The organism is Pandoraea sp. XJJ-1 (assembly GCF_026802345.1).
In the GTDB taxonomy this organism is placed as follows: Bacteria; Pseudomonadota; Gammaproteobacteria; order Burkholderiales; family Burkholderiaceae; genus Pandoraea; species Pandoraea cepalis.
Genome location: NZ_CP113827.1, coordinates 2,891,578 through 2,915,868, shown reverse-complemented (window position 1 = coordinate 2,915,868; position 24,291 = coordinate 2,891,578). Strand labels below are relative to the sequence as shown.

Annotated in this window: 19 protein-coding genes and 2 tRNA genes; 12 read left to right on the top strand and 9 right to left on the bottom strand. The window is 63.1% G+C overall.

From position 1 onward, the window contains the following. Positions 1-156: 156 nt before the first annotated feature. Positions 157-873 carry an SDR family oxidoreductase gene (locus tag OYT13_RS13220; protein ID WP_174975046.1) on the top strand — a complete coding sequence of 239 codons (717 nt, stop codon included), beginning with the start codon at positions 157-159 and terminating at the stop codon, positions 871-873. Between the two features lie 471 nt (positions 874-1,344). Here OYT13_RS13220 and OYT13_RS13215 read toward each other — a convergent pair whose 3' ends face one another. Further along, a complete protein-coding gene (locus OYT13_RS13215) occupies positions 1,345-1,533 on the bottom strand; it encodes a hypothetical protein (RefSeq protein WP_017234163.1) in 189 nt (62 codons plus the stop codon). 349 nt (positions 1,534-1,882) lie between these two features. Here OYT13_RS13215 and minC point away from each other — a divergent pair, with 349 nt between their 5' ends. From minC to minE, 3 genes are read left to right on the top strand one after another with little or no spacing between them, the layout of a single operon-like run. Further along, entirely contained in the window at positions 1,883-2,635 is a 753-nt protein-coding gene (gene minC / locus OYT13_RS13210; protein WP_017234162.1) for a septum site-determining protein MinC, read from the top strand. Positions 2,636-2,678: 43 nt separating this feature from the next. After that, positions 2,679-3,494 (top strand): septum site-determining protein MinD, encoded by an 816-nt coding sequence (minD, locus tag OYT13_RS13205; RefSeq protein ID WP_017234161.1) that lies wholly within the window; start codon positions 2,679-2,681, stop codon positions 3,492-3,494. A 9-nt stretch (positions 3,495-3,503) separates the two neighbouring features. Next, on the top strand, positions 3,504-3,758 hold the full coding sequence (minE, locus tag OYT13_RS13200) for a cell division topological specificity factor MinE (RefSeq protein WP_017234160.1): 255 nt from the start codon (positions 3,504-3,506) through the stop codon (positions 3,756-3,758). A 184-nt stretch (positions 3,759-3,942) separates the two neighbouring features. Here the strand turns inward: minE and OYT13_RS13195 are convergent, their stop codons facing one another. From OYT13_RS13195 to OYT13_RS13165, 7 genes are all read right to left on the bottom strand, one after another. Continuing rightward, entirely contained in the window at positions 3,943-4,941 is a 999-nt protein-coding gene (locus OYT13_RS13195) for a DUF1571 domain-containing protein (RefSeq protein WP_017234159.1), read from the bottom strand. Positions 4,942-4,955: 14 nt separating this feature from the next. Then, positions 4,956-6,671, bottom strand: a complete 1,716-nt coding sequence (locus tag OYT13_RS13190; RefSeq protein WP_150562929.1) for an AMP-binding protein — start codon at positions 6,669-6,671, stop codon at positions 4,956-4,958. A gap of 117 nt (positions 6,672-6,788) precedes the next feature. Beyond that, complete coding sequence (locus OYT13_RS13185; RefSeq protein ID WP_017234157.1) at positions 6,789-8,108, bottom strand: acetyl-CoA C-acetyltransferase; 1,320 nt, start codon at positions 8,106-8,108, stop codon at positions 6,789-6,791. After that, positions 8,105-9,052, bottom strand: coding sequence for a MaoC/PaaZ C-terminal domain-containing protein (locus OYT13_RS13180; RefSeq protein ID WP_261938472.1), 948 nt, complete (start codon positions 9,050-9,052; stop codon positions 8,105-8,107). Before OYT13_RS13180 ends, OYT13_RS13185 begins: the two co-directional genes overlap by 4 nt. A gap of 2 nt (positions 9,053-9,054) precedes the next feature. Next, positions 9,055-10,506 carry a 3-oxoacyl-ACP reductase gene (locus tag OYT13_RS13175; RefSeq protein ID WP_268566359.1) on the bottom strand — a complete coding sequence of 484 codons (1,452 nt, stop codon included), beginning with the start codon at positions 10,504-10,506 and terminating at the stop codon, positions 9,055-9,057. 45 nt (positions 10,507-10,551) lie between these two features. Beyond that, positions 10,552-13,050 carry an acyl-CoA dehydrogenase gene (locus OYT13_RS13170; RefSeq protein WP_442796493.1) on the bottom strand — a complete coding sequence of 833 codons (2,499 nt, stop codon included), beginning with the start codon at positions 13,048-13,050 and terminating at the stop codon, positions 10,552-10,554. A 182-nt stretch (positions 13,051-13,232) separates the two neighbouring features. Beyond that, complete coding sequence (locus tag OYT13_RS13165; protein WP_442796492.1) at positions 13,233-14,102, bottom strand: TetR/AcrR family transcriptional regulator; 870 nt, start codon at positions 14,100-14,102, stop codon at positions 13,233-13,235. Between the two features lie 404 nt (positions 14,103-14,506). Here OYT13_RS13165 and tig point away from each other — a divergent pair, with 404 nt between their 5' ends. From tig to OYT13_RS13125, 8 genes are all read left to right on the top strand, one after another. Continuing rightward, the gene (gene tig, locus OYT13_RS13160; protein ID WP_268566356.1) at positions 14,507-15,847 is read left to right on the top strand and encodes a trigger factor; all 1,341 of its coding nucleotides are present in this window, start codon (positions 14,507-14,509) and stop codon (positions 15,845-15,847) included. Between the two features lie 126 nt (positions 15,848-15,973). Next, positions 15,974-16,627 (top strand): ATP-dependent Clp endopeptidase proteolytic subunit ClpP, encoded by a 654-nt coding sequence (gene clpP, locus OYT13_RS13155; RefSeq protein WP_026131988.1) that lies wholly within the window; start codon positions 15,974-15,976, stop codon positions 16,625-16,627. Positions 16,628-16,863: 236 nt separating this feature from the next. After that, positions 16,864-18,144, top strand: coding sequence for an ATP-dependent Clp protease ATP-binding subunit ClpX (clpX, locus tag OYT13_RS13150; protein ID WP_017234150.1), 1,281 nt, complete (start codon positions 16,864-16,866; stop codon positions 18,142-18,144). 196 nt (positions 18,145-18,340) lie between these two features. Next, the gene (gene lon / locus OYT13_RS13145) at positions 18,341-20,761 is read left to right on the top strand and encodes an endopeptidase La (RefSeq protein ID WP_026131987.1); all 2,421 of its coding nucleotides are present in this window, start codon (positions 18,341-18,343) and stop codon (positions 20,759-20,761) included. A gap of 302 nt (positions 20,762-21,063) precedes the next feature. Beyond that, positions 21,064-21,336 (top strand): HU family DNA-binding protein, encoded by a 273-nt coding sequence (locus tag OYT13_RS13140; RefSeq protein WP_017234148.1) that lies wholly within the window; start codon positions 21,064-21,066, stop codon positions 21,334-21,336. 56 nt (positions 21,337-21,392) lie between these two features. Next, positions 21,393-21,468 (top strand) — tRNA-Val (locus OYT13_RS13135). 14 nt (positions 21,469-21,482) lie between these two features. After that, positions 21,483-21,559, top strand: a tRNA-Asp gene (locus OYT13_RS13130). An 82-nt stretch (positions 21,560-21,641) separates the two neighbouring features. Continuing rightward, complete coding sequence (locus OYT13_RS13125) at positions 21,642-23,564, top strand: SurA N-terminal domain-containing protein (protein WP_017234147.1); 1,923 nt, start codon at positions 21,642-21,644, stop codon at positions 23,562-23,564. Between the two features lie 59 nt (positions 23,565-23,623). Here OYT13_RS13125 and OYT13_RS13120 read toward each other — a convergent pair whose 3' ends face one another. Continuing rightward, positions 23,624-24,271, bottom strand: a complete 648-nt coding sequence (locus OYT13_RS13120; RefSeq protein ID WP_017234146.1) for an arylesterase — start codon at positions 24,269-24,271, stop codon at positions 23,624-23,626. Between the last annotated feature and the right edge of the window lie 20 nt (positions 24,272-24,291).

The following is a 24,291-nucleotide window of genomic DNA, read 5'->3' as shown; positions in this document are numbered from 1 at the left end:
AGATAGTCATTCAGTTTTCAACGGGATTATCGTTCCATGAGATGAGTATCACAATAGCGCCGTGACATCGCGTGCCGGGGCTGGACGGTCAATCCACCGGCGGCCACCGGCAGGTGGCGCGATTCCGCCCTCGTTCCGATCGTTTTCAGGAGTTTCATCATGTTCAATTTCGAAGGTCAGCGTGTGTTGGTCATCGGCGGCAGCTCCGGCATTGGTCGTGCCGCCGCCCAGGCGTTCGCCAAGGCAGGCGCGGCCGTGACCATTGCCTCGCGTAGTCAGGCGAAGCTCGACGACGCGCTTGCCACGCTAGGCCCGACCGCCCGCGCTCTGGTACTGGACACGGAAGACGCGGCTGCCGTCGAACGGTGCTTCGCCGACCACGCCCCCTGGCAACACGTGGTCGTCTCGGCCGCGCAAACCCCGACCGGGCAGGTGCGCAAGCTCTCGCTGGACGACGCGCATGCCGCCTTTGACAGCAAGTTTTGGGGCAGTTACCACGTCGCGCGCTATGCGCGCATTGAAGACGGCGGTTCGCTCACGCTGACGTCGGGCTTTCTGAGCGTGCGCCCGAGCACGTCGTCGGTCGTTCAAGGCGCAATCAACGCCGCCATCGAGGCGCTGGCGCGAGGGCTGGCACTGGAACTGTCACCCGTGCGTGTGAACACCGTCTCGCCGGGGCTCACCGTCACGCCGCTATGGGACAAGCTGTCAGAGGCCGATCGCGAGGCGATGTATCGCAACGCGGCGGAGCGCTTGCCCGCGCGCCGTGTGGTCGCTGCGGAGGACGTGGCCAACACGATTCTTTATCTGGCGGGCACGCCGAGTGCCACGGGTTCGACCGTGCTGATCGACGCGGGCGGTGCGATCGCCTGACGGCGAGCCTCTCGACGATGCGAATCCTGCGTCTCGACGGCAAAAATGCCATTAAAAAGCGAACGATATGTTGCGTCGCAGCAGGTGAGCAACGCGATGATGTCGAGGCGCTTGATGTCGCGCAAACACGGTATACCCGGATCACTTTCGGGTACCTATTTCGATAGGGATTGCCTAGAATGAAAGCGTGCCATCCCGCCATGTCGAAGTTAGGAGGCCGCTATGCTGACAGGGAGCTTGATTGCCATGTTGATCATCGTGCTGGTCGTCGGCGCGGCGGTTGCGTGGCTCGTTGATCGCAATTGGTGCCGGGAGCATCCGGCGGCGCGACACACGTGGCGGCGTCACTCTCGGGACGTCCGGCACGGTTGAGCGCGCAGGTATCGAGGGGGCGATCCCCTCACCCAATGAAAAGCCCGCCTTCCGGCGGGCTTTTACATCTTACGGACACCTCAACAGCACGCTGGGCGCTCAGGCAACGGCCTGAAGGACATACTTGCCCTGGACGGTCAGTCGCGGGGACTTCTCACCCGACGCCAACTCTTCCCATTCGATCAATTTGCTTTCGAGCAATGACTCGAGGTCCAGGCGATCATGCTCCACTTGCTCAGGAGCGTCCTTGACCAGCATCAGGGTGGCAAATTCATGATGACTCAGCATCGTCGTCTCCCGGTTTGCGGTTCCACAGGGGGTCCCTCGTCAGGGAATTTAAGGATAGGTCACGAATATGGCACTTGCGCGACAAAATTCGCACTTTCGATGCTGCTTCGCAGCACGTCTTTTACGACACTTTCCCACTGCCAGCATAGCCCTTCCTCATGTCACTGGCATGTCAGCAGCCCCCGTTCCTTACTGTCGGAACCGTTGGTTCATGATACAAAATGCTGCAATGCGACAACAGTGATTTTCCCGTCAATGACGGAGGCGACCCGTTGATTTGCGGTTGGCGTCTCGTCAAGGGACGGTAGAATGGCCCAATTTGCCAGCAATTCGCGCACAACAACCTGACATGCCGCAAAAGAAAACCCCGTACTTCGAGTTACGCAGCGGTGCCATCGATACCCTGCATTTCGTGGTCAAGACGCCGCAACTGGAGACGCTGCGCACCGAACTGTCGCAACGTTTCGAAGCGACCCCGGAGTTTTTTGCCGGCGACACGGTCGCCATCGACGTTCGACGCCTGACCGGCGACGAGCGCGTTGCCGTGCCCGCGTTGGCCGACATGCTGGCCGAATTCCGCATGAAGCCGATCGGGGTGGTCGCCAACGCCGAGCAAGCCGAGTGGGCGGTGGTGGAAGGACTGCCACGGCTCGACAGCCACGAGCGGCGCCTGTCGCGTCCGGCCCGGGAGAGCGAGGCGCCAGCCGAGACGGCGGTCGAGCCAGCCCAGGCGGTATCGGAACCGGTGGTGCCTGACGCCGTTGCCGTCCCTTCGACCATCATTGACAAGCCGTTGCGTTCGGGCCAGCAGGTCTACGCGAAGGGCGATCTGATCATCCTCGATTTGGTCAGTTATGGGGCCGAGGTGATCGCGGAAGGTAATATCCACATTTACGCACCGCTGCGGGGGCGGGCGCTGGCAGGCGTGAAGGGCAAGCTCGATGCTCGCATCTTCTGTACCTGCCTCGAGCCCGAGCTGATTTCCATCGCCGGTATCTACCGGACCGGTGAGCATGCACTGCCGCCTGATGTGCAGGGGCGTTCTGTGCAGGTGCGGCTGGTAGACGACAAACTGATTTTCGAGCCCCTCGGGCTCAAATGATTCGTAGCTAAATTCATCCTCAAGTTTGGGAAGGCATCGACAGATGGCAAAAGTGATTGTGGTGACCTCTGGCAAGGGTGGCGTCGGCAAGACGACGACCAGCGCCAGCTTTTCCGCCGGCCTCGCCTTGCAGGGGCACAAGACGGCAGTCATCGATTTCGACGTCGGCCTGCGCAATCTCGACCTCATCATGGGTTGCGAGCGCCGCGTCGTGTACGACCTGATCAATGTGATTCAAGGCGAAGCGAACCTCAATCAGGCGCTCATCAAGGACAAGGCCTGCGAGAACCTGTTCATCCTGCCCGCGTCGCAGACGCGCGACAAGGACGCCCTCACGCAAGCCGGCGTCGAGAAGGTCATCAAGGATCTGGCCGACATGGGATTCGAATACATCGTGTGCGATTCGCCGGCCGGTATCGAATCGGGCGCGCTGCTCGCCATGCATTTCGCCGACGAGGCGCTCGTGGTGACGAACCCCGAAGTGTCGTCGGTGCGCGATTCGGACCGCATTCTGGGCATTCTCTCGTCGAAGACGAAGCGCGCCATCGAAGGCGGCGAGCCGATCAAGGAGCACCTGCTCATCACGCGTTACAACCCGAAGCGGGTCAACGACGGTCAGATGCTGTCGCTCGACGACATTCAGGAAATCCTGCGAATCAAGCTCATCGGCGTGATTCCGGAGTCGGAGTCTGTGCTGCATGCCTCGAACCAGGGCACGCCGGCCATTCATCTCGACGGCACCGACGTGGCTGACGCGTATCGCGACGTGGTGAGCCGTTTCAAGGGCGAAGACAAGCCAATGCGCTTTACCGACTATCAAAAGCCGGGACTGTTGCAGCGTATTTTCGGCTCGAAGTAAGGAGTGCCCATGTCATTCCTGTCTTTCCTCCTGGGGGAGAAGAAAAAGACCGCTTCCGTCGCCAAAGAGCGCCTGCAGATCATTCTGGCGCACGAACGCGCGGGCTCGTCGCCGCCGGCGGACTACCTGCCGGCGTTGCAACGTGAGCTGGTCGCCGTCATCTCCAAGTACGTCAAGATCGCACAAGACGACATCAAGGTCAGCGTTGAGCACCAGGACAACCTGGAAGTGCTCGAAGTGAAGATCGAACTGCCGCAGACCTGATCGGCCCCGGCAGGCCGGCGTTGCTGCGAGCTCGCGACCTCGCGGATGCCGGCATCCGATGTGCGCATGGGCGAAAGCCCGCCACCTCCGTTCAGAGGCAGCGGGCTTTCGTCGTTCATTTGTCGCGCACCGTCACACCGATGCGATCCACCGGTGCCAGTCGTCGCCGACATCAAGTGGGCAATCAGAACTTATAGTCGGGATTTTTCGGATCGAACGTTGCGTCGGTCCACGAGGCCTTGCGCACCTTCTCGAAGCGCATTTCCTCGACCTTCTGTCCCGACGCATTCCACGCTTCGATACCGCGCGGACGACCGGTCGTCAGGTCGAGCAGCACGCGCGACTTGTACGCGTAATGTTGCGGTGGACCGGCGGGGGCGTCCCATTCCAGAGCTAGCACGCGCATGCCATTCGATTCGGATACCGAAATTCTTGCGGGCGTCGCGGGGAGTCCTTCGGCGTGGAAGCTGCGGCCGTCATGCGCAATTCGCTCGGCAATGAACGCGAAGCCCAGATCGCGCACGGTGTGGTTGGACTGCGAGCGCGCAAGCGGGCCGTCGATACTGCTCCAGATCGATGCGAAGCCGAAAATGCCACCGAGATGGCCGTACATCTCCTTGAGATTCTTCGTCTCGTCATAAATGATTTCCTGACCCGCGTGGGCGCCGCCCGGCAGCCATTTCGCATAGATCTGCAACGGCGTCTCGCGAATCTTCACGAGCATGCGGTCGGGCGTGGTTTGCCACTGGTCATTGATACGTTCATGACGTGTTAGCTCGTACTGGTATTCGGGCAGCGCGGCCGACTCCGTCTTCAGAAACCGCACGAGCGCGTCGGCGTGGATCGCCTGCATGCGAGCGACGATCCGGTCGTCGCTCAGCTTCGCCAACTCGCCGGACTTGATCGTGTGGGACAGCCATTGGGCTTGCGCGGCGACAGGCATGGCGGCCAGCTTGGCGACCTCGGCATCCGCGACAGCGGTGTTTGCCGTCGCGTGGGGCGTGGGCGGTGCCGCAGGGGCGGAGGACGTGACGGCCGATAGGCCTGCATCCGACGAGACGTTGCTCTGGGCGAGGGCATTCGACGCACTCAGCGCGCCGGCAACGAGCACCGTGGGTGTCAAGGCGATGGCCAGTGCGACGCGGCCGAGGCGGCCGGCGTGAAACGCGTGGTGCTTGGGCATGTTGTTCGTCTCCCTTACGCGTGACCGAGCGGCGCGCGCAGTTCGCGCCGCAGAATCTTGCCGACGGTCGACTTGGGCAGTTCGCCGTCACGGAATTCGACGATGCGCGGCACCTTGTACGCCGTCAGGTGTTCGCGGCAGTGGGCGAGCAAAATCTCGGTGGTCACCCCGGGGTCTTTTGCGACGACCACGAGCTTTACGCGCTCGCCGGCAACCGGATCGGGCACGCCGACCACCGCGGCTTCCCGAACCCCTGGGTGAAGCATCACGACGTCCTCGATTTCGTTCGGGTAGACGTTGAAACCCGACACGAGAATCATGTCCTTCTTGCGGTCGATGAGCCGTACGTAACCGCGCGCGTCCATCACGCCGACGTCACCTGTCATCAGCCAGCCGTCGGCGTCGAACGTGTTGGCAGTGTCTTCCGGGCGCTGCCAATAGCCGCGCATGACTTGCGGCCCCCGCACGCATAACTCCCCCGGCTCGCCGAGATCGGCCCACGTGCCGTCATCGCGCTTGAAGCGCACGTCGGTCGACGGGGCGGGCAGACCGATGGATCCGGTGAAATCGACCTCGTCCATATGCGAGAGGTCGACCGGGTTCATCGTGACGATGGGCGAGCATTCGGTGAGGCCGTAGCCCTCGATGATCGGCTTGCCGGTGACCTGTTTCCATCGCTCGGCAATGGCACGTTGCGTTGCCATGCCACCGGCAAGCGAGAGCTTCAGCCGGGAGAAGTCGCGCGCACAGAAGTCCTGGTTCTCGAGCAGACCGTTGAACAGAGTGTTCACGCCCGTGACGCCGGTGAATGTCTCGTTGCGGATGATGTAGACGACTTTCTTCACATCGCGCGGATTTGCAATCAGGATGTTGCGCCCCCCCAGGCTCATGAACACCAGGCAGTTCACCGTGAGCGACAGGATGTGATACATGGGCAGCAGCGACAGATTCACCTCGATGTCCCCGTCGAGCTGGCCGGCGGCCCATGCCTCGGTTTGCAACAGGTTGGCCAGCACGTTCCCGTGCGTCAGCATCGCCCCCTTGGCCACGCCGGTCGTGCCCCCCGTGTATTGAAGGAAGGCGAGGTCGTCGCGCGCGAGGGGCACCGGCGCAGGCGTGTGCTTTGCGCCCTCGGCGAGCGCTCGGCGCAGCGGGATCGCCTGCGGAAGATCGTAGGGCGGCACTTGCTTCGCGATTCGCCGCATGAGGAAGTTGACGAGGCGTCCCTTGACGTTCAGGCCGGTGCCGAGCAAGTCGCCGATCTGCGTGACGAGCACGTGGCGCACCTCGGTGCCAGGGATCGCGTCCTGCACGGTTTTCGCGAAGTTCTCAAACGCGACGATCGTACGTGCGCCGCTGTCCTGCAATTGATGTTTGAGTTCGCGAACGGTGTACAGGGGATTGACGTTGACGACCACGGCCCCGGCGATCAGCGTGCCGAACAGGCCGATCGGGTACTGGAAGCAATTGGGCATCATGAGCGCCACGCGCTCTCCCTTCTGCACGCCGTGGGCTTGCAGCCACGCGGCAAAGGCATACGCCTGGCGGGCGACCTCGCCATAGGTGATTTCGCTCCCCAGACTCACGAACGCAATGCGTTCGCGGTACTTGTCGATCCATTCGTCGAACGCCTGCACCAGCGACGTGTAGCGTGTCGTATCGATGTCGGCGGGAACGCCAGGCGGGTAAGCATCTAGCCACACGCGTTCGTGCTGAACAGCTGAGTCCATCGTTGTCTCCCTTGAGGTCTTTTGGCACGGGCACCCGAGATCAGGCGGTGGCTCTGTTGGCGACTCGCCTGCTGCGGCGGGGCCGTGCTTGTGACTGCCCCTGTAACGTCGTCTGCGTTATCGTTCCAGCATGGCGACCACGCCTTGTCCGCCGGCCGCGCAAATCGAGATGAGGCCACGCCCGCCGCCACGCTCGGCGAGCTGTTTGGCGAGGGTGGCAAGCAGGCGTGCACCGGTGGCCGCGAACGGATGCCCGCAGGCAAGCGAACTGCCATTCACGTTCAGCCGCTGCCGCTCGATGGTGCCCAGCGGCGCGGCGAGGCCCAGCCGATCGCGGCAGTATTGCGGGTCTTCCCACGCTTTCAATGTGCAAAGCACCTGCGCCGCGAACGCCTCGTGAATTTCGTAGAAGTCGAAGTCCTGCAGCGTGAGGCCGGCCTGGGCGAGCATGCGTGGCACGGCGTACGCCGGCGCCATGAGCAGTCCTTCGCGCCGGGTTTCATCGGGATGAAAGAAGTCGACGGCCGCGGTTTGCGAGTACGTCAGATAAGCGAGCACGGGAATGTCGTGCGCGTGTGCCCAGTCTTCGCTCGCGAGCAGCACGCACGAGGCGCCGTCCGTCAGCGGGGTCGAGTTGCCCGCCGTGAGCGTGCCCGCGGCACTGCGATCGAACACCGGCTTGAGGGCGTTCAAGGTCTCCAGCGTGACGTCGGGGCGCAGGTTGTTGTCGCGTTGCAGGCCGCGAAACGGCGTCATCAGATCGAGGAAGAACCCGCGTTCATACGCGGCGGTCAGATGTTGATGGCTCGCGAGCGTGAGTTCGTCCTGTGCGGCGCGCTCGATTTGCCAGCGCTTGGCCATCTGCTCGCAATGCTCACCCATCGACAACCCGGTGCGTGGTTCGCCGTTACGAGGTAGCGCCGGCTTGAACAACATGCCGGGACGCGCCTTCGCTAGCGCACCGAGCTTGCCCCCAGCGCTGCGCTGTCGGTTGGCCTCCAGCAGAATCCTGCGCAGTGTCTCGTTCACGGCGATCGGGGCGTCCGAGGCGGTGTCGACCCCGCCGGCGATCGCCACGTCGATCTGGCCGAGCGCAATTTTGTTGCCGGTCAGGATGGCGGCCTCGAGGCCCGTGCCGCACGCTTGCTGAACATCGTAGGCGGGCGTTTGCGGGGCGAGCGTCGTCGACAGGACGGATTCGCGCGTCAGGTTGAAATCGCGCGCGTGTTTGAGCACGGCCCCCGCGGCGACTTCCCCCAGGCGCTGATCATGCAGCGCAAACCGGTCGACGAGTCCCTGAATCGCGGCGGTGAGCATGTCCTGATTTGACGCCGTGGCATATGCCGTGTTGGCGCGCGCAAACGGGATGCGGTTGCCGCCGAGAATGGCAACGCGGCGCAAGGCGGGGGGCGGCGCGGTAGGCGTGAAGGCGCTCATGAAGGGTCCGGGTCGAGGGGGGAAGACGACACGGTCGGCGCGTGTTGCCACCGTCCGCGCAGATGGGGCACCGTGCCTGCCGCGTCGCGCAATTCGAAGGCGCCGCCGCAAGCATCGCGCCAGAGCGTGACATCGCCCGGCAGCGGCAGCGGCCTTTTGAACTCCACGAGCAGATCGAGGCAGGGCGCGTCGGCCGGTAACACGGCCGCTAGGCTTCGGGCGAAGCTCCACATGCCGTGAATGATGGGGTGCGCAAAGCCGAACAGCCGGGCCGTGACCGGCCAGAGATGGATCGGGTTGTAATCGCCGGACACCCGCGCGTACTGGCGGCCAAGGTCGCCCGGCACATGCCATGCGGCGGTCTTCGCGAGCGATGGGTCGGCGCCCAACGCGGCGCGATACGGTGCGCCGAGCGGGTCGGGCACACCGGTGCGCAGGTATCCGCTCTCTCCCGACCACACGACAACCCCATCGCGTCGCGCCGTGGTGAGGACCGTAAAGACCTGTCCCTTGTCATGGGCGAACAGCGGGCCGCACCGGACATCCAGATCGAGCCGCTCTCCCGGCGTGAGCGAAGCGTGCTGACGAATGCGATTATCCAGATGCACCATGCCGAGCATGGCGAACGGAAATGCGCGGTCGGTCATCAGCAACATATGCAGCGGGAAGGCGAGCAGATGCGGCCACGTGGGTGGCACCCCGTGCGCCGCGGTGAAGCCGCACAAGCGCGCGTAACGGGCGATGGCGTCGGCGTCGAGCGTGACATTGCGTCGCGCGAATGCCAAGGGTGGGAGCCGTTGCGCGTTCGCTGGCTTGCGGGACGAGAGCAGTGCCCGCAGAAACAGCGTGTGCGGGGAGGGCAGGCGTGTGACGTCGATCGGGGCGAGCCCGGCGTCCGACGGCAACGCCTTGCCAAGCGGATCGCGAGGGCGGTCGTTGGGCATGGTCATGCACCTAGCAGGCTCTGGCCGCACACGCGCACCACCTGTCCGGTCAATGCGCCCGATGCGGGGTGCGCCAGCCAGGCAATGGCCTGCGCCACGTCGACCGGCTGGCCGCCCTGGCCGAGGGAGTTCATCCGGCGCCCGGCTTCGCGAATGGCGAACGGCACAGCGGCAGTCATCTGCGTCTCAATGAAGCCGGGAGCGACGGCATTGATGCTGATGTGGCGCTCGGCGAGCACCGGCGACCAGGCTTCGATCATGCCAATCACCGCCGCCTTCGACGCCGCGTAGTTGGTCTGCCCCCGATTTCCCGCAATGCCGCTGATCGACGCCACACCGACGATCCGGCTGTTGGCGCGCAGCACCCCAGCATCGAGCAGCGCCTGATTGAGGCGTTGCGGCGCACCGACATTGATGTCGAGCACGCTCTGCCATTGCGCTTCGCTCATGCGCACGAGCGTCTTGTCGCGCGTGATGCCGGCGTTGTGCACGAGGATGTCAAGGCCGCGTGGCGCATGCGTGGCCAGATGCGCGAGCAATGTCGCCCCCGCTTCGGGCGCGGCAATGTCGCACGTGAGCGCGCTGCCGTCGAGACGCATCGCCACAGCCTCGAGCGCGCTCTGTGCTTGCGCGATGTCGACGCACACGACATGCGCGCCGTCGTGTGCCAGCACGGTGGCGATCGCTTCGCCGATGCCGCGCGCCGCGCCTGTCACAACGGCGACCTGTCCGGCGAGTGGACGATCGTCGTGAGTCGGCGGCGTTGTGAATACCGGCGCTTGCAGGGTGATGGCCTGACCGCTTACGTAGGCGGCGCGCGGCGAGAGAAAGAAGCGCAGCGTGGAGTGCAGGGCGTCCCGAGCGTGCGGCGCGACGTAGAGCAACTGCGCCGTGGCCCCGCGCTTGAGTTCCTTGGCGAGCGATCGCACGAAGCCTTCGAGCGCGCGCTGCGCCACGCTGGCCTGGGGTGTCGGTGCCAGCGCGGGCGGCACGCCCAGCACGAGCACGCGGGCGCATCGGTCGAGGCAGGCGAGGGTGTCATGGAAGAACGTATAGAGCGCGCTGAGCCCGTCGGTGCTGGCGATGGCGCTCGCATCGAACAGCAACGCCTTGGCACGTACGCCTTCGCTGGGATTGAAGCGTCCGCTCATCGTACCCGCCTGGTTGGCGTGCGGGATCCAGTCGAGTCGCTCGGCGTGCGCAAGGCTAGACATGCCGAGCCGATGCAGCTCTCGTGCGAGGTCCGGCAACAGCGGGGCGTCGCCCGCGCCGCCCACGACCGCGGGCGGTGTGGGCATGGCGCGTGGCGACGCATCGGTGTCTGCCTCGGTGCGGCTGTCGTCGCGCGACGGCATCCGCTCGAGCGGCACGGGGCGCGGTAGCCCCAGCGCATTGGCCAGGCGGCTGCCCACGGCGGAGTTGGCGAAAGCCAGATATCGGTCGGACGTCGTCACGGCGCGGAAATCCTCAGAGTGATAGGCAGCGGCAGGCGGGCGAGCTCACGGCGTGAGCGCTTCGTCGGCCGCTTCCTGTTGCTGGGCGTGCTGCATGTCGGCAAGGCGACCGAAGTCGGGCGGGAAATCGTCGACGGCCACGGCCCGCGCCGCAAAGTCGGCGTACTGCGCCAGCACCTGGCGCTCGCCGTCGCTCACGAGATGCAGATGCGCGGCCTGCTCCACCCACTCGGAGAATTCGGGCAGGCTTTGGGGCATCGTCGGCAGGCGGCCCTCCTTGACCGCCGTGCGCAAACGCTGCTCGATGGCGGTGACCTGCGGCGTCATCTGGAAAACGATCTCCCCGTAAGCCAGACCGTCGATTTCGGGGCGCGGCGAATAGCTGCCGGTGATGAGGCGCTCGCGCGCGTCGCCCGGCGTTTGCATCAACTCGGCGACCTGAGTGGCCAGCGCATCGGACGGTTTGGCATAGGGCAGGCCGAGCGGCATGAGTTTCCAGCGCATCCACCAGGCGACGGCGCGCGACGGATAGTTTGCAAGCACGCCTTCGAACGCCTCGCGTGCCTGCCAGAGCGCGTCCTGCGCGGCCCAGTGCACCAGTGGCAGATCGGCGGTGGGGCGGCCTTCGTCTTCGTAACGCTTGAGCGTCGCCGTCAACAGGAACAATTGAGAGAGGATGTCGCCGAGCCGGCCCGTGAGGCGCTCGCGCCGCTTGAGCGAGCCGCCGAGCACCGCCATCGAGACGTCGGATGCAATGGCGAGCAGCGTCGATAGACGATTCGCGGCGCGGTAGTACCCATGCAACTCCGGCGCGGCGTTCGACGGCACGGCGGAGAAGCGCGCATGCGTGATGCCGTGCAGGGCACCGCGCACGATGTTGCTCGTGACGAAGCTCAGATGGCCGAAGAGGGCGTCGTCGAAGGCGCGCACGGCCGCTGCTCGATCCGCCGTTTGCGCGGCGCTCAGCTCCTTGAGCACGTACGGATGGCAGCGGATCGCGCCCTGACCGAAGATCATCAGGCAGCGCGTCATGATGTTGGCGCCCTCCACTGTGATCGATACCGGGATCTGCTGGTAGGCGCGGGCAAGGAAGTTGTTCGGGCCCATGCAGATGCCTTTGCCCGCGACGACATCCATGCCGTCGTTCACCACTTTGCGGGCGCGTTCGGTCACGTGGTATTTCGCAATGGCGGAGATCACCGAGGGCTTCTCGCCAAGATCGACGGCGAGCGCTGCCATGCGGCGTGCGGCGTCCATCGCGTAAAGGTTGCCGGCCATGCGCGCAAGCGCCTCCTGCACCCCTTCGAACTTCCCGATCGGCGTGCGGAATTGACGCCGTACCGCCGCATAAGCCCCCGTGGCACGCACGGCAAGCTTCGAGTAGCCGACGTTCGAGGAGGGCAACGAAATCGCACGGCCCGCCGCGAGACACTCCATCAACATGCGCCAGCCTTTGCCGACCTGTGCCTGGCCGCCGATCACCCAGTCGAGCGGAATGAAGACGTCCTTGCCGGCATTCGGGCCGTTCTGAAAGACGGCGTTCAGCGGCCAGTGGCGACGCCCGATCACCACGCCCGGATGGTGCGTGGGAATCAGTGCGCAGGTGATGCCTGGGGCGTCGTCGTCACCAAGCAGGTGGTCGGGATCGAGGGCTCGGAAGGCGAGGCCGAGCACCGTCGCGATCGGCCCCAGGGTGATGTAGCGCTTGCTCCACGTGACACGGAACCCAAGCGTTTCGCGGCCCTCGTGAACGCCTCGGCAGACAATGCCGACGTCGGGGATGGCGGCGGCGTCCGAACCCGCGTATGGGCTCGTGAGTGCGAAGCAAGGGACTTCGTCCCCCTTCGCCAGGCGCGGCAGATAGTAGTTCTTCTGGGCTTCGGTGCCATAGTGAAGCAGCAGTTCGGCGGGGCCGAGCGAGTTCGGTACCATGACCGAAACGGCGGCCGCCGAGCAACGCGAAGCGAGCTTCATCACCACTTGAGAGTGCGCGTACGCGGAGAATTCGAGGCCACCGTAGCGCTTGGGGATAATCATTCCCAGAAAGCCGGCATCCTTCGCGTATTGCCATGCGTTTGGCGGCAGGTCCTGCCAGACCTGGGTGCTTTCCCAGTCGTTGGACAGGTCGCACAGGTGTTCGACCTCGGTGTCCAGGAAGGCCTGCTCTTCGGCGGACAAGGTGGGCGCGGGCAGCGCCATGAATTTTTTCCAGTCGGGACGGCCGGAGAACAAATCCGCATCCCACCAGACGGTGCCGGCTTCGATGGCGTCTTTCTCCGTCTCGGACATCTCCGGCATGATCGTGCGGAATTTGGCGAGCAGCGGTGCGGTGATCCAAGCGCGCCGCAGCGGGCCAATGCTGAGGACCAGTGCCGGCAAGACGAAGATGACGGCGAGCAAGACGGTCGCCACCGCCCCCGTCAGCCCGCTCACCGCGCCTGCGCCCACCCACACCACAGTCGCCAACAACCACTGCCAGGCGTGCGCACGATAAAAGAGCAGGGCGCTTACGCCCGCGACCCACGCAAGAATCCATAGAGCCATCATGCTGTCCTCCCTCTCGGTTCACCCTCCCGGCCGGGGTTGCCGTAGCACAGGTAGGGGACGCCTCAGCGTCGATTGGGCCTCGCCTCCCGATTGGCGTTCGGGCGTCTGTTCAGGTTTGGCCTTCGTGTTCGATCGTCGTCGACTGGCTCGGACCTTCTCCGGCTGTCGGTGATCGGTATTCAGGCATTGGCGAGCGAGCGGTCGTCGGCGCCGGGGATCCGAGGCGCGGCATTCGCTTCTGCGGTTGTCGTGGGCGGGGCGGCGACGTGTCCGGCGTCGCGTGGGGGCGTAATGCCCGCGGCCTTCGCCAGCGCGAAGACGTCGGCGAAGCTCGCCAGTTGTTCCTCGCCCGGCATCGGCGCCCTGAGCGCCGCGACCATGAGGGCCGTGAGCCGTGCCACGACCTGCAGGTCGCCCATCGCCTGGCCTTGGGCGAACGTGTCGATCAGTCGAGCGGTGTCGCTGCTCGCGAGCACGCCGGACAGGGCCTGAAGCGCGAAGTGCAGACGCCAGCCCAGTTCCTGACGCGGCAGCTCAGGCAACGCGCGGGCGAAGGCGTCAAAGAAGCGCTCGAAGACGGGGGCGTAATGCTGCTGCAAATAGTCCCGGATGAACGGCGACGGATCGGCGTACACCCGCCCGAGCAGGCGCAGGAACGCTGGGCCGCCGATATCGCGATGATGCGAGATGGCAAGGGCGGGGATGAACATTGCCCCCAGCACGTGTTCGCACGTGAGCTGCGGTGCCGGCCACTCGGCTTCGGCGCGCGTCAGCAGCGCGAGCCGCTCGTCGTTGAGCCGGTCGAGCCGACGCGCCAACATGGCCTGGAGCAAGGTCTCCTTGCTGCCGAAGTGATAGTTGACGGCGGCCAGGTTGACGTCGGCTCGCGACGTGATCTGACGCAAGGACATCGCTTCGTAGCCGTATTCGATGAAAAGGTCTTCCGCGGCATCGAGGATGCGTAGCTTGGTGTCGCCGACGTGCCGGCCGGCGGAAAGGCGTGGGCTCACGAAGCACCTCCAGTGTGATGCGGCGCGAGGCCGCGCCATCGGATGGAACCGATGTTTCATTCAAACGTACGAATGAATCCTAAGCCGTAAGTGGGCTTCCCCCAAGATCTTTTTCTGGACGCGATCCTCTAAAGCGTAATGCCGGCCTGTACCGACCTGTTGCGACATGCCCGGCAGGGCGGGCGGCGTCGGGAAGGCACGTGAAGGCAAAATGGTCCGATTTCCCTGATATCGGGGCGGAAAGTCTGGAGGCGGGGCAATAGTTTGCTAAAATGTTCCGCTTTGTGTTCAAAACCGTTTTGGCGCTACCCCGCATGTCGGGGGCGGAGGGAAGCCGGCGTCGCAACGTCGGTTCCGGCCCAAGGTTGATTAACTGACAGGGTCCGCTTGTGGCATTCCCTCGCCGCAACACAGAACGACCCTCTGGAAGGACGAATATCCTCATGACTATCGCTGTTGAAAACCTCGGCAAGCTCGAGCGTCGCTTTACCATCGCCCTGCCCAAGCAGGAAGTCGAAAAAGAAGTTGCGGCACGCATTCAGAAGCTGTCGAAGACGGTGCGTATGCCGGGCTTCCGCCCGGGCAAGGTGCCCCTGAAGATGGTCACCCAGCAGTACGGTGGTCAGGTCGAAGCCGAAGTCGTGAGCGACAAGGTCGGCCAGCAATTCTTCGACATCAGCAAGGAACAGGATCTGCGCGTCGCGGGTCAGCCGCGCTTCGCGCCGAAGGTCGACGCGGGCGAGGCCGAGTACGCATTCGATGCCACGTTCGAGATCTACCCGGAAGTCAAGATCGGTGACCTGGCCACGGCCGAGGTGAGCCGTACCACGACGGACGTCTCGGAAGCCGAGATCGACCGCACCATCGACATCCTGCGCAAGCAGCGCGTGCACTACCACGTGCGCGGCGAAGTCGGCGCCCACGGCGACGGCGGCTCGGTCGAAGCCAAGGACGGCGACCGCGTGACGGTCGACTTCGTTGGCAAGATCGACGGGGAAGCGTTCGCCGGCGGCAGCGCCGAAGACTTTGTGTTCGTGCTGGGCGAAGGCCGCATGCTGCCTGAGTTCGAGACGGCCACGCTGGGCCTGAAGGTGGGCGATTCGAAGGATTTCGAACTCAAGTTCCCCGACGAGTACCACGGCAAGGAAGTGGCCGGCAAGACCGCTACGTTCACCGTGACGCTGAAGAAGGTCGAGTGGGCGCACCTGCCTGAAGTCGACGGCGAGTTCGCCAAGTCGCTCGGCATCGCTGACGGCAGCATGGAAAAGATGCGCTCCGATATCAAGGAAAACCTGTCGCGCGAAGTGAAGCGTCGTACGCAGGCCTTGCTCAAGGATCAGGTGATGAACGCGCTGATCTCGGTGTCGGAGCTCGACGTGCCGAACGCATTGGTCGCACAGGACCAGGAGCGCCTGGTGGCAATGGCCCGTCAGGATTTGACGCAACGCGGCGTGCCGAACGCCGGCAACGTGCCGATTCCGGCGGAAATGTTCAAGGAGCAAGCCGAGCGTCGCGTGAAGCTGGGTCTGATTCTGGCCGAGCTGGTCAAGCAGAATGACCTGCAAGCCAAGCCGGAGCAAATCAAGGCCGAAGTCGAAGAGTTCGCGAAGAGCTACGAAGACCCGCAAGAAGTCGTCCGCTGGTACTATGGCGATCAGCAGCGCATGGCGGAAATGGAAGGTTTCGTCGTCGAGAACAACGTGGTCGAATTCGTCCTGGGTAAGGCCAAGGTGACCGACAAGCAGGTCAGTTTCGAAGAGCTGGCCGGCAACTCGCAAGCCTGATCGAACGCGACACGACCGATTGAACCGCCGCGGCCGCAATGCCGTGGCGGTTCTTTTCCAAATGGCCTCCGGGCCTCCTCCCTGCGGCGCGCAAAACCATCTCGATAGAAGGGTCGAACCGATATGATTACCCGTTCCGAATTGCTCGCCCAACTCGCCTCCCCGACGTACAACTCCGCACTCGAGACGCAAGGCCTTGGCCTCGTGCCGATGGTCGTCGAGCAAAGTGGTCGTGGCGAGCGCGCTTACGATATTTACTCGCGACTCCTCAAGGAGCGCATCATTTTCCTGGTGGGCGAGGTCAACGACCAGAGCGCCAACCTCGTCGTCGCACAGTTGCTGTTCCTCGAGAGCGAAAATCCGGACAAGGAAATCTCGATGTACATCAATTCGCCGGGCGGTTCCGTCTCGGCGGGCCTGGCGATTTACGACACGATGAAGTTCGTCAAGCCGGCGGTCTCGACGCTGTGCCTGGGCATGGCGGCGAGCATGGGCGCATTTCTGCTGGCGGCCGGTGAGAAGGGCAAGCGCTTCGCGCTGCCGAACGCGCGCATCATGATTCACCAACCGCTGGGCGGCGCTCGCGGTCAGGCGTCGGACATCGAGATCCACGCCAGGGAAATCCTGCTGCTCAAGGATCGGTTGAATCGACTGTTGGCCGACAACACCGGCCAGTCGCTCGAGGTCATCGCGCGCGACACCGATCGCGACAACTTCAAGTCGGCGGCCGATGCCGTCGAGTATGGGTTGATCGACCGCGTGCTCGAAAAGCGTCCCTGATTCGGTTTCGAGTTCGAGAGCGCGCAACGACAAAAGGTTGGCGCGACACCGGGCGGCGTCGTTTTTGAAAGCCAGGTGTTCGTGCCAAGTCTTTGTCGTAAAAGGGAAATTATTGCCGATGCGGCTGGGTCACACGCTCGCACGGCATGGCGTTACAATGGGATTCACGTATGCCGCGTTTGCCGCCCCCGGCGGGGGACGACCGGGGCGCAAATTGCTAGCAGGCTGACACAGATATGGTGGATAAAAAAAGCACTTCCAACGGCGAAAAGCTGCTCTACTGCTCGTTCTGCGGAAAGAGTCAGCACGAGGTCAAGAAGCTCATCGCGGGGCCGTCGGTCTTCATTTGCGACGAGTGCATCGATCTGTGCAATGAGATTATCCGCGACGAGGCCGCTGCGGCCGAAGACGAGAGCGGCAGCGGCGGCAAGTCCGATCTGCCGTCGCCGCTGGAAATTCGCGAGAGTCTCGATCAGTATGTGATCGGTCAGGACCGTGCCAAGAAGATTCTGGCCGTGGCGGTCTACAACCATTACAAGCGACTGAAGCACCTCGGCGACAAGCGCGACGAAGTCGAACTCGCCAAGAGCAACATCCTGCTCATCGGGCCGACCGGCTCGGGCAAGACATTGCTCGCGCAAACGCTCGCCCGCCTGCTCAACGTGCCCTTCGTGATTGCCGACGCCACCACGCTGACCGAAGCCGGTTACGTGGGGGAAGACGTCGAAAACATCATCCAGAAGCTGCTGCAGAACTGCAATTACGAGATCGAGCAGGCGCAGAAGGGCATCGTCTATATTGATGAAATCGACAAGATCAGCCGCAAGTCGGACAATCCGTCGATTACGCGCGACGTGTCGGGCGAGGGCGTGCAGCAGGCGCTGCTCAAGCTGGTCGAAGGCACGATGGCGTCGGTGCCGCCGCAAGGCGGTCGCAAGCACCCGAACCAGGATTTCATCCAGGTCGACACGACGAACATCCTGTTCATCTGCGGCGGAGCGTTCGATGGTCTCGAGAAGATCATCATGAACCGTACCGAGAAGACAGGCATCGGATTCGGTGCAACGGTCAAGACCGGTGAAGAGCGCGACGCCAGCGAGTTGCTGCGTGACGTCGAGCCGGAAGATCTGATCAAGTTTGGCCTGATTCCGGAGCTGATCGGTCGTCTGCCGGTGGTTGCCACGCTGGGCAAGCTTGACGAGGACGCGCTGGTGACGATCCTCGTCGAGCCCAAGAACGCGCTGGTCAAGCAATATCAGCGCTTGTTCCTGATGGAAGGCGTGGAACTGGAGATTCGGCCGGCCGCGATGCACGCGGTGGCGCGCAAGGCCATCAAGCGCAAGACGGGCGCGCGCGGCTTGCGCTCGATCATCGAGCAGGCCTTGCTCGAAGTGATGTACGAGCTCCCGTCGCTAAAGGGCGTCACCAAGGTGATCCTCGACGAAAACGCGATCAGCGGCGACGGGAAACCGCTTTTGATTTACCAGGAGTCGCCCAAGGTTGCCGGCTCCAATTGAACGGTCAACTCAGCGCTACCCGAAGCCGTTCATGGAAACATGGACGGCTTTTTTTCCTTCATACTAGTGCCGCGGGCAATGAAACCCCGAGCGGTGCAACTTACCGGCGAAAGGGCTGTTCCACTCCCCCTTGTAATTCCCGTCGGCGGCCTCAATTAGCTGGAACACAACGGTATCGTTAAATATGGGGAACGAGATGTCAGGCACCCAAATCCTCCCGCCCGAAGCGATTCAACTGCCCCTGTTGCCTTTGCGCGACGTGGTCGTGTTTCCGCACATGGTGATTCCCCTTTTCGTGGGGCGTCCAAAATCGATTAAAGCGCTTGAAACCGCCATGGAAGGCGGCAAGCACATCATGCTCGTCGCCCAGAAGGCGGCGGCCAAGGATGAGCCCACGTCGAAGGATCTCTACGAGATCGGCTGCGTGGCGAACATTCTGCAAATGCTCAAATTGCCCGATGGCACCGTCAAGGTGCTCGTCGAAGGGATTCAGCGCGCCCGCACCCTGAGTGTGGACGAAGAGGAAACCCAGTTCACGTCGGAAGTGATGCCGCTCGAACCGGACGACGGCAACTCGCCGGAATCCGAGGCGCTGCGCCGCGCGATCGTGGCCCAGTTCGATCAGTATGTGAAGCTCAACAAGAAGATTCCGCCGGAGATCCTGACGTCGCTCTCGGGTATCGACGAGGCGGGTCGTCTGGCGGACACGATCGCCGCCCACCTGCCGCTCAAGCTGGAGCAGAAACAGAACATCCTGGAAATGTTCCCGGTCATCGAGCGTCTCGAGCACCTGCTCGCGCAGCTCGAGAGCGAGATCGACATTCTTCAGGTGGAAAAGCGTATCCGTGGCCGCGTGAAGCGCCAGATGGAGAAGAGCCAGCGCGAGTACTACCTGAACGAACAGGTCAAGGCGATCCAGAAGGAGTTGGGCGAGGGTGAAGAAGGCGCGGATCTCGAAGAGCTCGAGAAGCGGATCAAGGCCGCGCATCTGCCCAAGGAAGCCAAGAAGAAGGCTGACGCCGAACTCAAGAAGCTCAAGCTGATGTCGCCGATGTCGGCCGAGGCGACCGTCGTGCGTAACTATATCGACACGCTGGTCGGTCTGCCGTGGCGCAAGAAGAGCAAGGTCAACAACGACCTGTCGAACGCCGAGAAGGTGCTCGACGAGGATCACTTCGGCCTGGAGAAGGTCAAGGAACGCATCCTTGAGTATCTTGCCGTGCAACAGCGCGTCGAGAAGGTCAAGGCACCGATCCTGTGCCTGGTGGGGCCCCCCGGTGTGGGCAAGACCTCGCTCGGTCAGTCGATCGCGCGTGCGACGAACCGCAAGTTCGTGCGCATGGCGTTGGGCGGCGTGCGTGACGAGGCCGAGATTCGCGGTCACCGTCGTACGTATATCGGGTCGATGCCGGGCAAAATCCTGCAGAGTCTGTCGAAGGTGGCCGTACGCAATCCGCTGTTCCTGCTCGACGAAGTGGACAAGATGGGCATGGATTTTCGCGGGGATCCGAGTTCGGCGCTGCTCGAAGTGCTCGACCCCGAGCAGAACCACACGTTCTCGGACCATTACGTCGAAGTCGACTTCGATCTGTCGGACGTGATGTTCGTGGCCACGTCGAACTCGCTGAACATTCCGGCGCCGCTGCTCGACCGTATGGAAGTGATTCGCCTGTCGGGCTACACGGAAGACGAGAAGGTCAACATTGCCCAGCGTTATCTGCTGCCCAAGCAGAAGAAGAACAACGGGCTGAAGGAAGGCGAGATCGATCTGGCCGAAGCGGCGATTCGCGACATCATCCGCTACTACACGCGCGAAGCGGGTGTGCGTTCGCTCGAGCGTGAGATCTCGAAGATCTGCCGTAAGGTCGTGAAGATGCTGTTGCTCAAGAAGGTTGACGGTACGTCGATCAAGGTCGATGCGGGCAATCTCGACAACTTCCTGGGCGTGCGCAAGTTTGACTTCGGTCTGGCCATGAAGGAAAACCAGATCGGTCAGGTCACGGGTCTGGCGTGGACGGAAGTGGGCGGCGATCTGCTGACCATCGAAGCCGCGTTGATGCCGGGCAAGGGCAACATCATTCGGACGGGTTCGCTCGGCGACGTGATGAAGGAGTCGGTCGAGGCCGCGCGCTCTGTCGTGCGTTCGCGTGCGCGCCGCCTCGGGGTGACGGATGAGCAGTTCGAGAAGAAGGACATCCACATCCACGTGCCGGAAGGGGCGACGCCTAAGGATGGTCCGTCTGCCGGTATCGCCATGACGACGGCGCTGGTCTCGGTGCTCACCGGTATTCCGGTGCGTGCGAATGTGGCGATGACCGGTGAGATCACGCTGCGCGGTGAAGTGTTGCCGATCGGCGGTCTCAAGGAGAAGTTGCTGGCGGCTCACCGTGGTGGCATCAAGCTCGTGTTGATTCCGGAGGAGAACGTGAAGGATCTCGCAGAGATTCCGGATACGGTCAAGAACGCGCTGGAGATCGTGCCGGTGCGCTGGATCGACAAGGTGCTTGAGCTGGCGTTGGAGCATGCACCGACGCCGCTGCCCGAGGAAGAGGCGAAGGCCGCGCCTGTCACGCCGAATGCGGATGCCAGCGGCAAGCAGGAAGTCATCAAGCACTGACGATAATTTTTCGTGTAGTGGGCAACGGGCGGATTGGCCGCTGATCGCTACGCGGGAAGTGCGTAAATAGCCCGGGGGTTTCCCCGGGCTTTTTTTTGTTCAGGCGATGCGCTCGAAAATGACACCGGGGAAGCGCAGATTCAGGAGTGCTTCCTAAGCCGCCCAAAGGGCGCAAAACGGCTTGACATCAGGGTTTCCGGCTTGTCTAATGGCAAAGCCGACGGACCTAGCAGATCAAAGTCAAGGCGCGCAAAGAGCGCCTCCGCGGCTCAATCGCCTACTATCCTTGCAAGGGGGTTACAGTGAACAAGACGGAACTGATCGATCATATCGCGGGTGAAGCAGACATCTCGAAAGCGGCTGCCGGTCGGGCACTTGAAGCATTGGTGGGTGCGGTAAAAAAATCGCTTAAGAAGGGAGACAGCGTGACGTTGGTCGGCTTCGGCACCTTCCTCGTGGCCAAGCGTGCGGCGCGTACCGGACGCAATCCGCGCACGGGGGCCGCGATCAAGATCAAGGCAGCGAAGGTTCCGAAATTTCGCCCTGGCAAAGTATTGAAAGATACGTTAAACTAATCAGCTTCCCTGTTTCGGCGGGGAGTTGCAGCAAGAACAACACTTGAATCGGGAACGGGTGCTTAGCTCAGTTGGTAGAGCGGCGCCCTTACAAGGCGTAGGTCGGGGGTTCGAGCCCCTCAGCACCCACCAGTTCCAGATCTTGGGGAGCGGTAGTTCAGTTGGTTAGAATACCGGCCTGTCACGCCGGGGGTCGCGGGTTCGAGCCCCGTCCGCTCCGCCAAATTGTGAAAAGGCGAACTTCGGTTCGCCTTTTTTGCCATATGGCGTCTTAAGACGCATCCAGACGACTATTCCGATTTCGTATGTTCGACTTCATCCGCCGTCATCAACGATTGGTTCTCATCTTCCTGACGGTGTTGATCGTGCCGTCGTTCGTGGTGTTTGGCGTACATGGCTGGCAGGAATACGCCGCAGACGCCAGCACCATCGCCAAGGTCGGCGATCAAACCGTGACACGTCAGGAATACGACAGTGTGCTTCGCGCGCAGACCGAGCGCATGCAACAGATGTTTGGCGGCGCTGTCGATCCCAACCAGATCAACACCCCCGAAATGCGCGCCGCGGTGCTGGATAACCTGATCCAGCAGAAGCTGCTCACGCAGGAAACGCTCAAGAAGAATCTCTCGGTGCCCGATGCCCAGGTGCGTGAGGCGCTGCTCGCCATTCCGGCGATTGCGCAGTTGCGCCGCCCGGATGGTTCCATCGATGAAGCGAAGTACGCGCAATTGCTTTCTGCGCAAAACCTCACGCCGCAGCGCCTTGAAGCGCAAATTCGCTTCGAGCTGGCGTCGAACCAATTGCCGTCGAGCGTGCAGGCGAGCGCCATGCTGCCGAAGACGGTGCTCGAACGCTTCGCGCAACTGCGTGCTCAACAGCGTGACGTCTCGGTGCTGACCTTCCCGGTCACGGACTACGCCGGCAAGATCGTACCGACGCAGCCGCAGATTCAGGCGTATTACGATGCGCACAAGGCCGCCTTCCAGACGCCCGAATCGGCTGAGATCCAGTATGTCGTGCTCGACCCGAAGGCCATGCCGGCTTCGGCACAGACGCCCGCGAGCGATGACGTGCTGCGCAAGATGTACCAGGACAACCTGAAGCAATACACCACGCCGGAGCAGCGCCGCGCATCGCACATCCTGATCGCGTCGCCCGCCGACGCATCGCCGGCCGATCACGCCAAGGCGAAGGCGAAGGCCGACGCGCTGCTCGCCGAGATCAAGAAGCATCCGGATGATTTTGCCAAGCTGGCCAGCGCCGATTCGGAAGACCCGGGCTCGAAGGCCAACGGCGGCGATCTGGGCTTCTTCGCACGCGACGCAATGGTCAAGCCGTTTGCCGATGCCACGTTCGCGCTCAAGCACGAGGGTGACGTGAGCGATGTCGTGAAGAGCGATTTCGGTTATCACATCATCAAGCTGACCGGCATCAAGCCCGAGCAGACCAAGTCGTTCGATGAAGTGAAGGCGCAGCTTGCCGATCAGTATCGACAGCAGGAGTCGGCGAAGGCCTATGCGAAGTTGGCCGACCAGTTCACCAACGCCGTGTACGAACAACCCGACAGCGTGCAGCCGGCGGCCGACAAGCTCAACCTGAAGGTGCAGACGGCCACGGTCACGCGGACGCCGGATCCGTCGCAGGCGAAACTCCCGATCGGCAATGAGAAGTTACTCAAGGCCGTGTTTGGCGACGAAGCGCTCAAGAACAAGCGCAACACCGAGGCGGTGGATGTGGGTCAGGGCGTACTGGTGTCGGCGCACGTGGTGACTTATCACCCGGCCGCCACGCCGCCGCTCGCGCAGATCGAGGCGCAAGTCAAAGAGAAGGTCGTGGCCGATCTGGCCGAGCAGGCAGCGACGACGGCCGGCCAGGCCAAGCTCGAAGCGCTCAAGAAGGGGGGCGACGCCGCATTCGGCGCTGCGCAAACCGTATCGCGAGACAACCCTGGCAAGCTGCCGGCGACGGCCCTGGGGGCAATCTTCAGTGCCGATACGACCCGGTTGCCGGCGTATGTCGGTGTCGCGTTGGGCGAAGGTCAGGGCTACGCCGTGTATCGCATCGGCAAGGTCACGCAGCCGGCCGAGCAGGACGCGCAGCATCTTGCCGCCGAGGCGCAGCAACTCAACCAACTGGCGGCGCAGGCCGAATGGAACGCCTGGCTGGGCGACCTGCGTGCGCGCTCGAAGGTGAAGATCGTGAACGATGTCACCAAGTCGGGGGCCTGAATGGGCGGCCGGCACCATCGCTGAATGAAACGAGAAACGCGGCCAACCGGCCGCGTTTTTTATGTGCCGGACGTCTTCGGCGTTCGTGGTTGCGCGGGGCGCGAGGGCGCCTTGCCGGCGGGCTTGAGAAGTGGTTTGACCGTCGGCCAGACATTCTGCAGGATTTGCGGGTGCGCCTTGGCCAGAGGGTGAATCTGATCCTGCTGGAACCAGTCGGGGTGTTCAATGACACCCGCCAACAGGAACGGCACGTAGCCCGTTTTTTCCTGCTTGGCCACCAGCGAAAACATCGTGAAGAACTGCTCGCTGTAGTCGAGCCCGTAGTTAGGCGGAATGCGCATGCCGACGACGATCACACGGCTGCCTGCCTTGCGTGCCGCGCCGATCATCTCGCGCAGATTGCTGCGTGTGAGGTCGAGTGAAATGCCGCGCAGCGCGTCGTTGCCGCCGAGTTCCAGGATCGTGATGGCGGGATGATAGCGTTCGAGCAGCGGCGCGAGGCGCGCGCGTCCGCCGCTCGTCGTGTCGCCGCTGATGCTCGCGTTCACGACGTTATAATCAAACCCGCTTCGCGTGATCGTCTGCTGCATCAGATTGACCCAGCCGGTGCCGCGCGCGATGCCATATTCCGCCGAAAGGCTGTCGCCGACGACCAAAATCGTTGGCGTCCCCGAACTTGCCGCGTGCGCCGCGGTCCCTGACAGCATGCACCCGCCTACGAGGGCGG

Excerpts from the sequence above, each read along its gene's own strand:
- OYT13_RS13215 (WP_017234163.1), bottom strand. The coding sequence starts at position 1,533 with ATGCTGAGTCATCATGAATTTGCCACCCTGATGCTGGTCAAGGACGCT.
- minC (WP_017234162.1), top strand. The coding sequence starts at position 1,883 with ATGCCGCAAAAGAAAACCCCGTACTTCGAGTTACGCAGCGGTGCCATC.
- minD (WP_017234161.1), top strand. The coding sequence starts at position 2,679 with ATGGCAAAAGTGATTGTGGTGACCTCTGGCAAGGGTGGCGTCGGCAAG.
- minE (WP_017234160.1), top strand. The coding sequence starts at position 3,504 with ATGTCATTCCTGTCTTTCCTCCTGGGGGAGAAGAAAAAGACCGCTTCC.
- OYT13_RS13195 (WP_017234159.1), bottom strand. The coding sequence starts at position 4,941 with ATGCCCAAGCACCACGCGTTTCACGCCGGCCGCCTCGGCCGCGTCGCA.
- OYT13_RS13190 (WP_150562929.1), bottom strand. The coding sequence starts at position 6,671 with ATGGACTCAGCTGTTCAGCACGAACGCGTGTGGCTAGATGCTTACCCG.
- OYT13_RS13185 (WP_017234157.1), bottom strand. The coding sequence starts at position 8,108 with ATGAGCGCCTTCACGCCTACCGCGCCGCCCCCCGCCTTGCGCCGCGTT.
- OYT13_RS13180 (WP_261938472.1), bottom strand. The coding sequence starts at position 9,052 with ATGCCCAACGACCGCCCTCGCGATCCGCTTGGCAAGGCGTTGCCGTCG.
- OYT13_RS13170 (WP_442796493.1), bottom strand. The coding sequence starts at position 13,050 with ATGGCTCTATGGATTCTTGCGTGGGTCGCGGGCGTAAGCGCCCTGCTC.
- OYT13_RS13165 (WP_442796492.1), bottom strand. The coding sequence starts at position 14,102 with ATGGCGCGGCCTCGCGCCGCATCACACTGGAGGTGCTTCGTGAGCCCA.
- tig (WP_268566356.1), top strand. The coding sequence starts at position 14,507 with ATGACTATCGCTGTTGAAAACCTCGGCAAGCTCGAGCGTCGCTTTACC.
- clpX (WP_017234150.1), top strand. The coding sequence starts at position 16,864 with ATGGTGGATAAAAAAAGCACTTCCAACGGCGAAAAGCTGCTCTACTGC.
- lon (WP_026131987.1), top strand. The coding sequence starts at position 18,341 with ATGTCAGGCACCCAAATCCTCCCGCCCGAAGCGATTCAACTGCCCCTG.
- OYT13_RS13125 (WP_017234147.1), top strand. The coding sequence starts at position 21,642 with ATGTTCGACTTCATCCGCCGTCATCAACGATTGGTTCTCATCTTCCTG.
- OYT13_RS13120 (WP_017234146.1), bottom strand. The coding sequence starts at position 24,271 with ATGCTGTCAGGGACCGCGGCGCACGCGGCAAGTTCGGGGACGCCAACG.